The organism is Ectopseudomonas toyotomiensis, from assembly GCF_017167985.1.
Taxonomy (GTDB): Bacteria; Pseudomonadota; Gammaproteobacteria; order Pseudomonadales; family Pseudomonadaceae; genus Aquipseudomonas; species Aquipseudomonas toyotomiensis.
Genome location: NZ_CP070505.1, coordinates 2,337,992 through 2,350,561, shown reverse-complemented (window position 1 = coordinate 2,350,561; position 12,570 = coordinate 2,337,992). Strand labels below are relative to the sequence as shown.

Below are 12,570 nucleotides of genomic sequence, written 5' to 3'. Positions count from 1 at the left end.
ACAGCGCGCAGCGACGCTGCCTGCCAGGTCGCCGCCAGGGAGGACTGGCCATGAATCTCCCCACCACCACGGCAGACAAATGTAACAACCCGTGATGCTTAAGCTTTTCTTAAGCCTGACGGCCGATGGTGGCAACCTGCCTGGGGCCAAGCCCCGTACCATCAGCCACGCCAAAGGATGCCGAGCATGTCGACACCGGCCCGCCGCCCAGTTCGCGCCCTGACGATGCTCGCACTGCTTGCACTATCCAGCGCCGCACTCGCTGATACCGACTGCGCTCGGCAAGACCGCAGCGCCTGGATGCCCGAGTCGCAGTTCCGCGAGCAGATGAAGCGCCAGGGCGTGCAAATCACCAAGTTCCGCATCACCCCTGGCAATTGCTACGAGATCTATGGCTTCGACCGTGACGGCCGCAAGCTGGAGATCTACTACGACCCGGTCGATGCCCACCCGGTAGAAGAAGTCGCCAGCTCGCACCTGGCTTCGCCCAGCCATCCCTGAACCACCGAACATGACCTCGAGCCTCAAGACCTGCGCCCTGCTGCTGGGCGCTGCCACGGTGTTCGCCTGCGCCTGGTTCGGCGCTGCCCCGCACGCACTGGCGCCCTTCGTCAGCCAGCAACCAGCGCCAGCCTATGCGCCACCGGCCATGGCCGCACACTTCGCCTCCTCCGATCTGGAGGATTTCGTCCATTCCGCCTCCATCTCCGGCCTGCCCGGCGGCGATCTGATGGCAGCCTGGTTCGCCGGTACTCGCGAAGGCGCCGCCGACGTACAGATTCGCGCCGCGCGCTTCGATGCCGCCAGCGGCCAGTGGAGCGCCGAGCGTGTGCTGGCCAGTCGCGAGTCGACTCAGCGCGCGGTCGGCAAGCACATCCGCAAACTGGGCAATCCGGTCATCAGCCTGGCGCCGGACAACCGCCTGTGGTTGTTCTACGTCTCGGTTTCGCTCGGCGGTTGGGCCGGTAGCGCGGTCAATGCCATGGTTTCCGACGACCTTGGCGAAACCTGGTCGGCGCCCCGGCAACTGGTCACCAGCCCCTTTCTCAACATCAGCACGCTGGTGCGTGCCGCGCCGGTGTTCCACGCCGATGGCAGCATCGGCCTGCCGGTGTATCACGAGTTTCTCGGCAAGTTTCCCGAATACCTGCACCTCAGCGCCGCTGGCGAAGTACTGGGCAAGTACCGCATCGGCAAGGGGCGAGACTCCCTGCAACCGACCGTGGTGGCGCTGGGCGAACGCCGCGCCGTGGCCCTTTTGCGCTATGCCGGCGAGGAGCATCACCGCGTGCTGGCCAGCTACAGCGAAGACGCCGGGCGCAGCTGGAGCCATCCGCAGCCGGTCGAGCCGAGCAACCCCAACTCGTCCCTGGCGGCGGTCGGTCGCCCAGACGGCAGCTTGCTGGTGGCGATGAACGACCTCGAAGACGGGCGCTTTCGCCTGACCCTTTATGCCACCGACGCCAACCTGGCCAACTGGCGCACTCTCGGCGAACTCGACGAAAGCCCTAACCCCTGGGGCGAACCGATTGCGCAAGATGAATTCCCGGCCGTGGTCAGTGAAAAATTCCGCGCCAGCGGCGGCAAGCCGGAGCAGCAGGCGCAGTTCCTCGAACGAGTGAGCGCGCGCATGTGCAGCGCCAAGGGCTGCACCTTCGACTACGAATACCCCTACTTCACCCGTGACCGCAAAGGCTCCTACCACCTGGTGTATTCGTGGAACGACATGTTCATCAAGCACCTGAGCTTCAACGAGGCCTGGCTCTCGGAGCGCCGCCCACATGACTGATTTCTGGCTGCCGCATCTGGCCTTCACCCTGCTCGCGTTCCTGATCTTCGCGCGCCTGACGCGCACTGCGACGCAGCGCGGCATCCTGCTGGCGGGTTGCCTGCTGCTCAGCCTGGTGCCGGTCCAAGGCATCAGCCTGGCGCTGCAGTTGCGCACCTACATCGGCGACCTGTCGGTGGCCAGCCTGGTGCTGCTTGGCTGGGCGACGCTATGTCGTTTTGGCCTGTCGCACGCCGGCGCCCGTGATCGCCTGGCCAGCCTGGCATTGTTCGCCGGCCTGGCCGTGCTGCTCTACCCGGCGGCGTTGGGTCTGAGCTATGCCGACCCTTACCAGCTCGGCTTCGAACCCCAACCGATGCTGCTGGTACTGGGCCTGTTGTGCGCGGTGCTGATCCTCCAGCGCAGCTGGCTCGGCGCACTGGCGCTGGTGTTGGCGACCCTGGCCTTCGCCCTGCGCCTGGGTGCCTCGGAAAACTACTGGGATTACCTGATCGACCCCTACCTGGCCCTCTACAGCCTGGGCGCGCTGCTGAGCGCCGCTGTGCGCTGGCTGCTGGCCCGACCGACAAGGAAACTCGCATGAGCTGGCTGAAATCACGCCGCCTGCATTACCTGGCAGGCCTGACGGCGCTGCTGTTCGTACTCTTCGCGGCCCTGCGCGGGGTGTTTCTGCTGGGTTTCTCCGCTGTCGAAAGCATCAGCGAACCGGATGTGCTGCCTACTCTCGGTATCGGCCTGCGCTTCGACCTGCGCCTGGCCCTGCTGTTGATGTTGCCGGTGGGCCTCCTGCTGGCACTGCCCAGGCTGCACCTGGCGCGTTTTCGCGCTGTGCGCTGGCTGCTACGCGGCTATCTGCTGCTGACCGTGGCCGCGCTGGGCCTGCTGTACATCATCGACTTCGGCCACTACGCCTACCTGGGTGTACGCCTCAACGCCACGGTGCTGCGCTTTGCTGGTGATGCGCAGATCTCCGCCGGCATGCTCTGGCAGACCTACCCAGTGCTGTGGATAACCCTGGCCTGGCTGGCCGGTGTGGCGCTGTGGGCCTGGGCGCTGCTGCGCCTGGAGCGCGTCACCCTGGATCGACCGCAAGCACGACGAGTCGGCGTGTTGCCGGCAATCGGTGGTGTGGCGGTGGTGGGCGTGCTGGTGTTCTTCGGCCTGCTCGGCCGCGCCAGCGCGCTGAACCTGGAGAACCCGGTGCCGCTGCGCTGGAGCGACGCCTTCTACAGCGGCAACAGCCAGATCGGCGCGCTCGGGATCAATCCGGCGCTGTTTCTCTTCGACACCCTCAAGCTCGAACCCGCCGCCTTCGACGAGACCGCCACGCGCGAGCATTACGAGGTGGTGGCCGATTACCTGGGGGTCAGCGAGCGCGATGCGCAGGCGCTGAACTTCTTCCGCAACCAGCCGCTGCAGGCGCACCGCATCCAGGCCGAGCGCCCGCCCAACGTGGTCTTCGTCATGCTCGAATCCCTCGGTACCAGCGCCGTTGGTGCCTACGGCAACCCGCTGAACCCGACGCCGAATCTGGATCGTCTGGCCAAGGAGAGCTGGTTCTTCCGCCACTTCTACGTGCCGGTGACCGGCACTGCCAAGACGGTGTGGGCGAGTATCACCGGCATCCCCGATGTGTCGCGCCAGGAGACGGCGACGCGCAACCCGCTGATCGCCCGTCAACGCACGCTGATCAACGCCCTGCCAGGCTACGAGAAGTTCTACATGATCGGCGGCAACGCCGGCTGGGCCAACATCAACGCGCTGATCCGCCAGAGCATCGACGGCGTGCAACTCTATGAGGAACGCCACTGGCAGTCGCCGCAGGTGGACGTGTGGGGTATCTCCGACTTGGATTTCTTCAAGGAGAGTTCGCAAATTCTCGGCGCCCTGCCCAAGGACAAGCCGTTCTTCGCCTACCTGCAAACCTCCGGCAACCACCGCCCTTTCACCATCCCCAAGGACAACGACGGCTTCGAGCCGCTCGACCTGCCGCTGGAACAGGTGCAGCAGGCCGGCTCGCGCAGCGTCGAGCAATACAACGCGGTGCGCCTGCTGGATTTCAATATCGGGCGCCTGATGGAGCTGGCCAAGGAGCAGGGTTTTTACGACGACACCATTTTCGTCTTCTTCGGCGACCACAACACCCGCATCAGCCAGATCCCGCACATGGCGCCGGCCTTCGAGCAACTTGGGCTGGAGAGCAACAACGTGCCGCTGCTGATTCATGCACCGAAATGGTTGGCGCCGCGCGAGTTCGACGAAGCCGTGGGTCTAGCCGACCTGCTGCCGACGGTGGCTGGGCTGGTCGGCGTGCCCTTCAACAACGGTGGCCTCGGTCGCGACCTGCAACTGCCAGCGCCGGAAGGCGAACGCGTGGTGCCGCTGGTGCTGCAGGAAGGCACCTTCCCGGTGATCGGCGCGGTAACCCGAGATTTTCTCGTGCAGATGCAACACGACGGCAGCTCGCCAACCCTGCACGACCTGCGCTCGCCGACCCCGCGAGATAACGTTGCCGAACACTACCCCGAGGAATTCCAGCGCCTGCTGGCGCTAAGCCGTGGCTTGCATGAAGCAGCGCGGCTGCAGATGTACCGCAACGTGCAGGCGGAGGAGTAAGGAGTCGGTGTGCCGTGCGCACCAGCCCGGTAGCCCGAATTACATCCGAGCTACGCGCGAAAGCGGCTCGGCGGCACGCCGCTCCAGCGCTGGAAGGCGTGGCGGAAACTGGCGGTTTCGCTGAAACCGAGCACTTCGGCGATACGGTACACCGGCCATTGCTCCTCGCTGAGCAGCGCCTTGGCGCGTTCGAAGCGCAGCTCGTCGAGCAAGCCCTGGTAGCTGGTACCCAACTCCTGCAGGTGACGGCGCAGGGTACGCGGCGAGCAGTGCATCTGCTGCGCCAGGTTCTCCAGCCCTGGCGGCTCGGCCAACTGCGCGGCGAGCAACTGGCGCACCCGCTCCAGCCAGGCCTGGCGGCTGCTGAACTCGGCGTTCAGACGGCGGCAGCGCTCCACCATGTCGCCGTGGGTCACGCTGTCGGCCAGCGGTAGCCGGCGCTCCAGCAACGCGGCGGGAAAGGCGAAGGCATTGCGCTGAGCCGAGAAACGCAGCGGACAGGGAAAGCTCTGCGCATAGCGCGAGACGTAGTCTGGCCGAGCGTAGGTGAACTCGGCGCCTTCCAATGACAGCGGCTGGCGTAGCAGTTCGTCACCGATCAGCTTCAGCGAGGCCAGGCACATCTCCACGTTGAAGACTTCCAGCGCCTCGGCATCACGGTAGCCGCTGGCGCAGATCCAGGCCAGCTCGCCTTCCACCTGCATGTCGAGGCGAAAATAGGTACCGAGTAGCGCCGGGTACTGCAGCAACAGACGCCAGGCGTCACCAAAGGTGGCAGCCGACAGCGCGGCGTAACCCAGCAGCCCATAGGAGGAAACATGCAGGCTGCGCCCCAGGTCGAGCCCCAGATCAGCACGCAGGGCCAGGGCATTGGCGCACACCTGCAGCTCCTGCACCCGGGTGATGCGCGCGTCGGCATTGTCCAGATCAGCCGCACCGATGCCGCTCCCAGCCAGCAATTGCGGGCGTAGTTCGGGCTGCTCGGCGAAGCGCTGGAGGATCAGGGAAACCACATGCAGGGTGGTCAGCGGGGCGTGCAGCATGATGCGTTCCGTCAGCGTGATAACGCAAAGGAACGCAAGAAATATGCCGCGAGGCGGCGGGCCATAGCCCGCCCGAGAGGATCAGCGATTACGCAGAATGGCGTTGATGAAGTCGCCCTGATTCGGTTCATCCTTGAGGGTGGTGAACTGCAGTTGGCCGTCCTGCTCGCGCAACTTCATGCTTTCGCCGAAACGGCAGTCGACACCCTTGAGGGTCTTGGCCTCAGCCTTGTAGCGGTCGTCCTTGCCACACAGGTAGGCCATCTGGTTGACCACTTCACCGCAGAAACTCGGCACGCTGAGGCCGATCAGTTGCTCATCGGACATCGCGCTCCAGTCCACCTTGGTGCTCAGCGGGGTGGCGCAGGCCTTGGAGGCTTCGCCGTCGATCTCCTGCAGGCGCGCGCTGTAATCGGCCACACGCTGCTTGCGGTCGAAGGCGGCGAGGCGCGCCTGCAGGCCATCCTTCTCCTGCTTCTGGTAAATCGCCAGGAGATCCTTCGGCTTCAGTGCCTTGGTCTTGTCCTCGTTGTAACTGAGCTCGAAGCCCTGGGTGTTCGGCAGGTTGAGCTGGTAGCTCTCGCCACTCCAGGCGCGGCGCTTGTTCAGCAGGTTGTAGTCGCGGCCATCGAGGCGGATGCCATAGTCGCGCTGCTCGTTGCCCAGCTCGCGAACGTCGGTAAGAAACACCACTTCGTCGAGCGGGTGATTGATACCGCGCACCTGCACCAGCGCCTGCTTGCCGTCAGCAGAAGGGGCCAGCGCCAGGCTCACGCCCTGGCCGGCATCGAAGACTTGCGGGTGCTTGGCCAGATCCAGCGCAGCGGCTTGAAGGGAAAGCAGGGAGAGGGCAACGAGCGAAACGTACTGTTTCATGACGACACGTCCTTGTTCGGATGAATAGCGCACAGTATAGCCCGCTGCCTGGCGGCGATCTGTGCGCCCGTCCGCGTCCGTTCTGTAGGAAAGTTGCCAATCCGTGGCCTTGCTCGAATCAGAACTGCAGCACCACCCGCCCCTCGATCTGCCCACCGCGCATTTGATCGAAGATGCCATTGATGTTGTCCAGGCTGTCGCTGTGCACCGTGGCCTTGACCAGCCCCTCGCCAGCGAAATCCAGCGCTTCCTGCAGATCGGCGCGAGTGCCGACGATCGAGCCGGTGATGGTGATGGCCTTGAGCACCACATCGAAGATCGGCGTAGGGAAATCACCCGGCGGCAGGCCGACCAGGGCCACCGTACCGTGCCGGCGTGCCATACCGATGGCCTGGCCGAAGGCGGCGTTGGACACCGCGGTGACCAGCACGCCGTGAGCGCCGCCGATATCGCGCTGCACCACCTCGACAGGGTTTTCCTTGCGCGCGTTGATGGTCAGGCTGGCGCCGAGCTTGCGCGCCAGTTCCAGCTTGGCGTCGTCGACGTCCACTGCAATCACGTGCAGGCCCATGGCGCGGGCATACTGCACCGCAACGTGGCCGAGGCCGCCAATACCGGAGATCGCCACCCACTGACCGGGGCGCGCCCTGGTTTCCTTGAGACCCTTGTATACCGTCACGCCGGCGCAGAGGATCGGCGCGATCTCGAGGAAGTCGACGTTCTTCGGCAGAATGCCGACGTAGTTCGGGTCAGCCAGCACGTATTCGGCGTAGCCACCGTTGATTGAGTAGCCGGTGTTCTGCTGGCTCTCGCACAGGGTTTCCCAGCCGGTCAGACAGTGCTCGCAGCAGCCGCAGGCGGTGTACAGCCAAGGCACGCCGACGCGGTCGCCCTCCTTGACGCGCGTGACGCCGCTGCCGACCGCCGCCACGTAGCCGACCCCTTCATGGCCGGGAATGAATGGCAGGCTCGGCTTCACCGGCCAGTCGCCTTCGGCGGCGTGCAGGTCGGTATGGCAAACGCCCGAGGCCTCGATCTTCACCAGAATCTGCCCGGGGCCAGGCAGCGGGGTTTTCACCTCCTCGATACGCAGCGGCTGCCCGAAGGCGTGGACGACTGCGGCTTTCATGGTCCGGTTCATGCGCGGTTCCTCTTGCATGCGAGTGTCTGTCCAGTGTGCGCGCGCAGCCCGCGCCGGCATTGCTCCAGAGCAAGGTTTAGGCGGTTTTCACCCTCTGCCACAGCTTGCATGACAAACGGTCATCGCCACTGCCCGCCAGCAGTGGCTTTGCGTTATACTGCGCGGCCTTCGGCCGGCAGCACCCGGCCAACGAATCATGACAAGCCACGCTGGCCCGCCCGCGTGGCTTGTTGGTTTTTGATGCGCCGCGAGGCGCCCGAGAGAAGAGGCACGACGATGAGCGCACTGGTTGGCGTGATCATGGGCTCCAAGTCCGATTGGTCCACCCTTAGCCACACCGCCGAGATGCTGGACAAGCTGGGCATCCCCCACGAGGTCAAGGTGGTCTCCGCCCACCGCACCCCGGACCTGCTGTTCCAGTACGCCGAAGAGGCTGAAGCACGCGGCATTCAGGTGATCATCGCCGGTGCCGGTGGCGCCGCTCACCTGCCGGGCATGTGCGCGGCCAAGACCCACCTGCCGGTGCTCGGCGTACCGGTGCAGTCGTCGATGCTCTCGGGCGTCGACTCGCTGCTGTCGATCGTGCAGATGCCGGCCGGCATTCCGGTCGCCACTCTGGCCATCGGCAAGGCCGGTGCGGTCAACGCCGCCCTGCTAGCCGCCAGCATCCTCGGTCACCAGCACCCGCAGTTCCATGCGGCGCTGAAGCAGTTCCGCGAGGAGCAGACCAACACCGTGCTGGAAAATCCGGACCCGAGGGCGCAGTAATGAAGATCGGCGTGATCGGTGGCGGCCAGCTGGGCCGCATGATGGCCCTGGCAGGTACGCCGCTGGGCATGAACTTCGCCTTCCTCGACCCGGCGCCGGACGCCTGCGCCCAGGCGCTCGGCGAGCATATCCGCGCCGACTATGGCGATCAGGATCACCTGCGCCAGCTGGCCGATGAGGTCGACCTGGTCACCTTCGAATTCGAGAGCGTGCCGGCCGAAACCGTCGCCTTCCTCTCGCAGTTCGTGCCGGTCTATCCGGGTGCAGAGGCACTGCGCATCGCCCGCGATCGCTGGTTCGAGAAGTCCATGTTCCGCGAGCTGGGCATCCCCACCCCCGAGTTCGCCGACATCCAGTCGCAGGCTGATCTGGACGCCGCGGTGGCCAGCATCGGCCTGCCGGCGGTGATGAAGACCCGCACCCTGGGTTATGACGGCAAGGGCCAGAAAGTCCTGCGCAAGCCCGAAGACGTCACTGGCGCCTTCGCCGAACTGGGCAGCGTGCCGTGCATCCTCGAAGGCTTCGTGCCCTTCACCGGCGAGGTGTCGCTGATCGCCGTGCGCGCCCGTGACGGTGAAACGCGCTTCTACCCGCTGGTGCACAACACCCACGACAGCGGCATCCTCGCCCTGTCCGTTGCCAGCACCGATCATCCTCTGCAGGCGCTGGCCGAGGACTACGTCGGCCGCGTGCTGGACAAGCTCGACTACGTCGGCGTGCTGGCCTTCGAGTTCTTCGAGGTGGACGGCGGCCTCAAGGCCAACGAGATCGCCCCGCGCGTGCACAACTCCGGGCACTGGACCATCGAAGGCGCCGAGTGCAGCCAGTTCGAGAACCATCTGCGCGCCGTCGCAGGCCTGCCGTTGGGTTCCACCGCCAAGTTGGGTGAGAGCGCCATGCTCAACTTCATCGGCTCGGTGCCGCCGGTGGACAAGGTGATCAGCGTTGCCGACTGCCATCTGCACCACTACGGCAAGGCCTTCAAGGCCGGACGCAAGGTCGGTCATGCCACCCTGCGTTGCGCCGACCGCGCCAGCCTGGATGCGCGTATCGCCGACGTTCAGGCGTTGATCGCCGCAGACTGACAGATCGATTCGCAGCTAGACTCTTGAACGACGGTGGTCGTTCAAGAGCCCCCCATGAAGCGTCTTCTTTCCTTACTGCCTCTACTGTTCACGCTGACCTGCGTTGGCGCGCAAGAGGTGCTGCGCGTCGACTTTCGCGAACGGCCACCGGAGATGCGTGCTGTCGACGGCCTGCCCAGCGGCCCACTGATCAGCGTACTGGAAACGGCCGCACACCGTGTCGGGGTAGAGCTGCAGTGGCGTGAAGCGCCCTTCCTGCGCAGTCTTGACGACCTGCGCTCCGGACGAGTCGACCTGGTGCCGCGCGTGCTACTCACTCAACAGCGCCGCGAGTACATCCATTTCCTGCCCAGCATCGGCAATCAGCAATCAGCAACTGAACGTTCGCTTCGTCGTGCGCCCGGGGGAAGAGGCCAGACTGAGCCGCTACGAGGATCTGTACGACCTGTCTCTGGGTGTCAAACGCGGTACGGCCTATTTCGAACCTTTCGACAGCGATGACATGCTCGGTCGCGCCTATGCCAGCGACGATGCGCAACTGGCCGCGATGTTCCGGGCTGGGCGCCTGGACACCATCGCAGTGCTCGACGCCGTACCGATGGAGGCGCAATTTCAGGCCATGAACTTTCGCGCCTACAGCTACGCGCACTACGCCCACCAGCAGGTACTGGGCAACCACTTCGGCGCATCGCTGAAGCGCTACCAGAGCGACCGACGCGAACTCTACGACCGCCTTGGCGCTGAGCTGCAACGCATGCGTGAAGAGGGCGAAGTTGCCCTGATCTACCACCGCTATGGCGTTCTGCCGCCAGACGAGGCGAACCGATAGCCCCATTGACTTGTCCCATGACGGGCCTGCCGCACGAGCGGCACTCATCAAGGAGACACGCCAATGGGCATTATCGGCACCATCTTCATCGGCCTGATCGTCGGGTTGATCGCACGTTTTCTCAAACCCGGCGATGACAGCATGGGCTGGATCATGACCATCCTGCTCGGCATCGGCGGCTCCATCGCCGCTACCTATGGCGGCCAGGCGCTAGGCATCTACCAGGCCGGACAGGCCGCTGGTTTTATCGGCGCAGTGATCGGCGCCATCGTTCTGCTGGTAATCTACGGCGCGATCAAGAAGGGCTGACAAGCCCCGCTCAGGAGCCGACTTGTCGGCTCCTCGTCAACGCCGCCACGAGATGCCATACCCCATGCGCCACCTGCTGCTCGCCCTGCTCTTTTGTACCGGCCTGGCCCACGCCGAACTGCCGGAAACCGACTGGCTCGACCTGATGCCACCCGAAGACCGCAAGGCCCTCGAGGAAATGCCCGAGATCAGCCACGACAGTCCTGAAGGCGACAGCACCTTCTACAGCGAGGGCGGCCTGCGCCAGCAGGATCAGGATCTGCCGGCAGTGATGTACTCCACCAAGACCGTGCCCGAACTCGACGGCAAGGCCATTCGCCTGGGCGGCTACCCGGTACCGCTGGAAAACGACGAAAAAGGCAACAGCACCCTGTTCTTCCTGGTGCCCTATCCGGGCGCCTGCATTCACGTCCCACCACCGCCGCCCAATCAGCTGGTGCTGGTGCGTTATCCCAAGGGCATCCCGCTCGAGGACATCTACGCCCCACTGTGGGTCAGTGGCGAGCTGAAGGTGGAGCGGGTTAGCAACGATCTGGCCGACGCCGCCTATGCCATGGAAGCGGGCGAAGTGCGCCTGGTGACCGACGAAGACCTCTACTGATCGCTCTGGAGTCTGTGCATGAAAGCTGCCGCCCTGTTGTTGCTGTGCCTGCTGTCTAGCGCCGTACTGGCTCTGGAGCCCGGCGAACGCCTGGCACCCTGGACGCTGCTGGATCAGCATGACGTGCCCTACACCCTGAATGACGAGACCCGCATCCTGCTGGTCGCCCGCGACATGGACGGCGCCAAGCTGGTCAACGCTGCACTGGAAGGCAAACCCAAGGGCTACCTGGACGAGCGCCAAGCGGTCTTCCTCGCCGATATCAGCCGCATGCCCCGCATCATCGCTACCCTGTTTGCCCTGCCGAAGATGCGCGACTACAACTACCGCATCCTCCTCGACCGCGATGCACGCATCGCCCCGCGTTATCCGGCTGGCGAGGGTGAGGTGCTGTGGCTACAGCTCGATGGTCTGCAGATCGTCTCGCAGCAGGTTTTCACTCATACTGACGATCTGCGACAAGCCTTGGAGGCGCAGGCAATCACTGACGGTTCATGAAGAACTGGCAGGCCGCTAACTGCCTTTCGTAGGAGCCCCGCTACGGGGCGAAGCTTCTCAGGTGCGCCGCTCCTACAGGTTCACTGTATCGGTACTGACTGTTAGCCGATCAACTCGCTCGAAAGGCGCAGCTCCAGACGATGCCGCTCGTCGGCTTTCAGCTGCACGACATCCTCCAGCACATTGGCCGTCTCGATGCAGAGCATGTTCTGCCAGGCGTCGTCGGGAAATTGCGAGAGGCGCTTGGCCTTGTCGACCCACGGATTCCACAGCACGGCCGAACGTGAACCACGGGCATCCAGATGAATGCGCCGGCCCCAGCCGGGGTCGACGATACTTAGCCGCGCGGGGGTATCGAGGTAGATGCGATCCGTCTCGGCGCTGAATCCCAGTTCGTCCTGCTGACGAAGCTCCTGCCAGTCCATCAGGGTGTCGATGTAGCGACAGGCCTGCAGCCCCTCGACGCTGACCTGGCGCACGTCGCTGACGGCGAAGTAGCTGTGCAGCGCCTGGCTCAGGGTCAGGGGCGTGTCACCGCGATTGTGGGTTTCCAGGCTCATGCTGAGATCCTGCGCCAGACGCACGACGAAAGTCAGGCCGACGTCCCTGGGCCAGCCCTCCAGCGGCTGAGTACGCGTGTCATAGACAAAGCGCAGAGTGACGGTATCGTCCTCCTCGTCGATGCCCAGCAGCTCCCAGTCCAGCGCTCGCACCAGGCCGTGGGCCGGCGCCTGCTCCTGATGATAGTGCGCCTGTACGGCCTGCGGATTGCGCCGCAGGTCACCGAACCAGGGCCAGCAGACCGGCACACCACCACGCACACTTTGACCGCGCTGGTAGGCCGCATCCGGGCTTAGCCAGATCAGCGGCGGCTGCTCGCCCTGCTGGTAACTGAGAACCTGCGCACCCTGCTGGGCCACCAGCAATTCGCTGTCAGCGGCACGGATGCGCCAGCAGACCAATTGATCCAGTTCCACGCGTTCGACTTGGGCGGTGCTCATGACGACCTCTCGCT

General features: G+C 64.7%; 15 protein-coding genes. 11 read left to right on the top strand and 4 right to left on the bottom strand.

Going from position 1 to position 12,570, the window contains the following annotated elements; all coding sequences use genetic code 11:
• Positions 1 to 186 precede the first annotated feature (186 nt).
• The 4 genes from JWV26_RS10805 to JWV26_RS10790 are packed head-to-tail and all read left to right on the top strand — an operon-like array spanning position 187 to position 4,405.
• Complete coding sequence (locus JWV26_RS10805; protein WP_074915464.1) at positions 187 to 501, top strand: PepSY domain-containing protein; 315 nt, start codon at positions 187 to 189, stop codon at positions 499 to 501.
• Positions 502 to 511: 10 nt separating this feature from the next.
• Positions 512 to 1,789 carry a sialidase family protein gene (locus JWV26_RS10800; RefSeq protein ID WP_206419039.1) on the top strand — a complete coding sequence of 426 codons (1,278 nt, stop codon included), beginning with the start codon at positions 512 to 514 and terminating at the stop codon, positions 1,787 to 1,789.
• Positions 1,782 to 2,372, top strand: a complete 591-nt coding sequence (locus JWV26_RS10795) for a hypothetical protein (protein WP_206419038.1) — start codon at positions 1,782 to 1,784, stop codon at positions 2,370 to 2,372. Before JWV26_RS10800 ends, JWV26_RS10795 begins: the two co-directional genes overlap by 8 nt.
• Positions 2,369 to 4,405: an LTA synthase family protein gene (locus JWV26_RS10790; protein WP_206419037.1), complete on the top strand. Its 2,037-nt coding sequence runs from the start codon at positions 2,369 to 2,371 to the stop codon at positions 4,403 to 4,405. Before JWV26_RS10795 ends, JWV26_RS10790 begins: the two co-directional genes overlap by 4 nt.
• 50 nt (positions 4,406 to 4,455) lie before the next feature.
• Here JWV26_RS10790 and JWV26_RS10785 read toward each other — a convergent pair whose 3' ends face one another.
• From JWV26_RS10785 to adhP, 3 genes are all read right to left on the bottom strand, one after another.
• On the bottom strand, positions 4,456 to 5,448 hold the full coding sequence (locus JWV26_RS10785) for an AraC family transcriptional regulator (protein ID WP_017676377.1): 993 nt from the start codon (positions 5,446 to 5,448) through the stop codon (positions 4,456 to 4,458).
• An 81-nt stretch (positions 5,449 to 5,529) separates the two neighbouring features.
• Positions 5,530 to 6,324: a hypothetical protein gene (locus JWV26_RS10780; protein WP_072423711.1), complete on the bottom strand. Its 795-nt coding sequence runs from the start codon at positions 6,322 to 6,324 to the stop codon at positions 5,530 to 5,532.
• Positions 6,325 to 6,442: 118 nt separating this feature from the next.
• On the bottom strand, positions 6,443 to 7,465 hold the full coding sequence (adhP, locus tag JWV26_RS10775) for an alcohol dehydrogenase AdhP (protein WP_206419036.1): 1,023 nt from the start codon (positions 7,463 to 7,465) through the stop codon (positions 6,443 to 6,445).
• 276 nt (positions 7,466 to 7,741) lie between these two features.
• Between adhP and purE the strand changes: the two genes are divergently transcribed.
• The 7 genes from purE to JWV26_RS10745 all read left to right on the top strand — a co-directional run bounded on the left by purE (position 7,742) and on the right by JWV26_RS10745 (position 11,555).
• Positions 7,742 to 8,233, top strand: coding sequence for a 5-(carboxyamino)imidazole ribonucleotide mutase (gene purE, locus JWV26_RS10770; protein WP_072423713.1), 492 nt, complete (start codon positions 7,742 to 7,744; stop codon positions 8,231 to 8,233).
• On the top strand, positions 8,233 to 9,318 hold the full coding sequence (locus tag JWV26_RS10765) for a 5-(carboxyamino)imidazole ribonucleotide synthase (RefSeq protein WP_072423714.1): 1,086 nt from the start codon (positions 8,233 to 8,235) through the stop codon (positions 9,316 to 9,318). The genes purE and JWV26_RS10765 overlap by 1 nt, the downstream gene beginning before the upstream one ends.
• Before the next feature lie 54 nt (positions 9,319 to 9,372).
• A complete protein-coding gene (locus JWV26_RS24600) occupies positions 9,373 to 9,819 on the top strand; it encodes a transporter substrate-binding domain-containing protein (RefSeq protein WP_338138743.1) in 447 nt (148 codons plus the stop codon).
• Position 9,820: 1 nt separating this feature from the next.
• Positions 9,821 to 10,147 (top strand): hypothetical protein, encoded by a 327-nt coding sequence (locus JWV26_RS24595; protein WP_338138742.1) that lies wholly within the window; start codon positions 9,821 to 9,823, stop codon positions 10,145 to 10,147.
• 63 nt (positions 10,148 to 10,210) lie between these two features.
• The gene (locus tag JWV26_RS10755; RefSeq protein ID WP_017676370.1) at positions 10,211 to 10,456 is read left to right on the top strand and encodes a GlsB/YeaQ/YmgE family stress response membrane protein; all 246 of its coding nucleotides are present in this window, start codon (positions 10,211 to 10,213) and stop codon (positions 10,454 to 10,456) included.
• Positions 10,457 to 10,520: 64 nt separating this feature from the next.
• Positions 10,521 to 11,057: a DUF3299 domain-containing protein gene (locus tag JWV26_RS10750; RefSeq protein ID WP_206419205.1), complete on the top strand. Its 537-nt coding sequence runs from the start codon at positions 10,521 to 10,523 to the stop codon at positions 11,055 to 11,057.
• Positions 11,058 to 11,075: 18 nt separating this feature from the next.
• Positions 11,076 to 11,555 (top strand): FAD/FMN-containing dehydrogenase, encoded by a 480-nt coding sequence (locus tag JWV26_RS10745; protein ID WP_206419035.1) that lies wholly within the window; start codon positions 11,076 to 11,078, stop codon positions 11,553 to 11,555.
• 101 nt (positions 11,556 to 11,656) lie between these two features.
• On the opposite strand, the gene JWV26_RS10740 is transcribed toward JWV26_RS10745, so the two are convergent.
• The gene (locus JWV26_RS10740) at positions 11,657 to 12,556 is read right to left on the bottom strand and encodes a D-hexose-6-phosphate mutarotase (protein WP_206419034.1); all 900 of its coding nucleotides are present in this window, start codon (positions 12,554 to 12,556) and stop codon (positions 11,657 to 11,659) included.
• Positions 12,557 to 12,570: the final 14 nt, after the last annotated feature.

Coding starts and splice junctions, on each gene's coding strand:
- JWV26_RS10805 (WP_074915464.1), top strand. CDS start 187: ATGTCGACACCGGCCCGCCGCCCAGTTCGCGCCCTGACGATGCTCGCA.
- JWV26_RS10800 (WP_206419039.1), top strand. CDS start 512: ATGACCTCGAGCCTCAAGACCTGCGCCCTGCTGCTGGGCGCTGCCACG.
- JWV26_RS10795 (WP_206419038.1), top strand. CDS start 1,782: ATGACTGATTTCTGGCTGCCGCATCTGGCCTTCACCCTGCTCGCGTTC.
- JWV26_RS10790 (WP_206419037.1), top strand. CDS start 2,369: ATGAGCTGGCTGAAATCACGCCGCCTGCATTACCTGGCAGGCCTGACG.
- JWV26_RS10785 (WP_017676377.1), bottom strand. CDS start 5,448: ATGCTGCACGCCCCGCTGACCACCCTGCATGTGGTTTCCCTGATCCTC.
- JWV26_RS10780 (WP_072423711.1), bottom strand. CDS start 6,324: ATGAAACAGTACGTTTCGCTCGTTGCCCTCTCCCTGCTTTCCCTTCAA.
- adhP (WP_206419036.1), bottom strand. CDS start 7,465: ATGAACCGGACCATGAAAGCCGCAGTCGTCCACGCCTTCGGGCAGCCG.
- purE (WP_072423713.1), top strand. CDS start 7,742: ATGAGCGCACTGGTTGGCGTGATCATGGGCTCCAAGTCCGATTGGTCC.
- JWV26_RS10765 (WP_072423714.1), top strand. CDS start 8,233: ATGAAGATCGGCGTGATCGGTGGCGGCCAGCTGGGCCGCATGATGGCC.
- JWV26_RS24600 (WP_338138743.1), top strand. CDS start 9,373: ATGAAGCGTCTTCTTTCCTTACTGCCTCTACTGTTCACGCTGACCTGC.
- JWV26_RS24595 (WP_338138742.1), top strand. CDS start 9,821: ATGCTCGGTCGCGCCTATGCCAGCGACGATGCGCAACTGGCCGCGATG.
- JWV26_RS10755 (WP_017676370.1), top strand. CDS start 10,211: ATGGGCATTATCGGCACCATCTTCATCGGCCTGATCGTCGGGTTGATC.
- JWV26_RS10750 (WP_206419205.1), top strand. CDS start 10,521: ATGCGCCACCTGCTGCTCGCCCTGCTCTTTTGTACCGGCCTGGCCCAC.
- JWV26_RS10745 (WP_206419035.1), top strand. CDS start 11,076: ATGAAAGCTGCCGCCCTGTTGTTGCTGTGCCTGCTGTCTAGCGCCGTA.
- JWV26_RS10740 (WP_206419034.1), bottom strand. CDS start 12,556: ATGAGCACCGCCCAAGTCGAACGCGTGGAACTGGATCAATTGGTCTGC.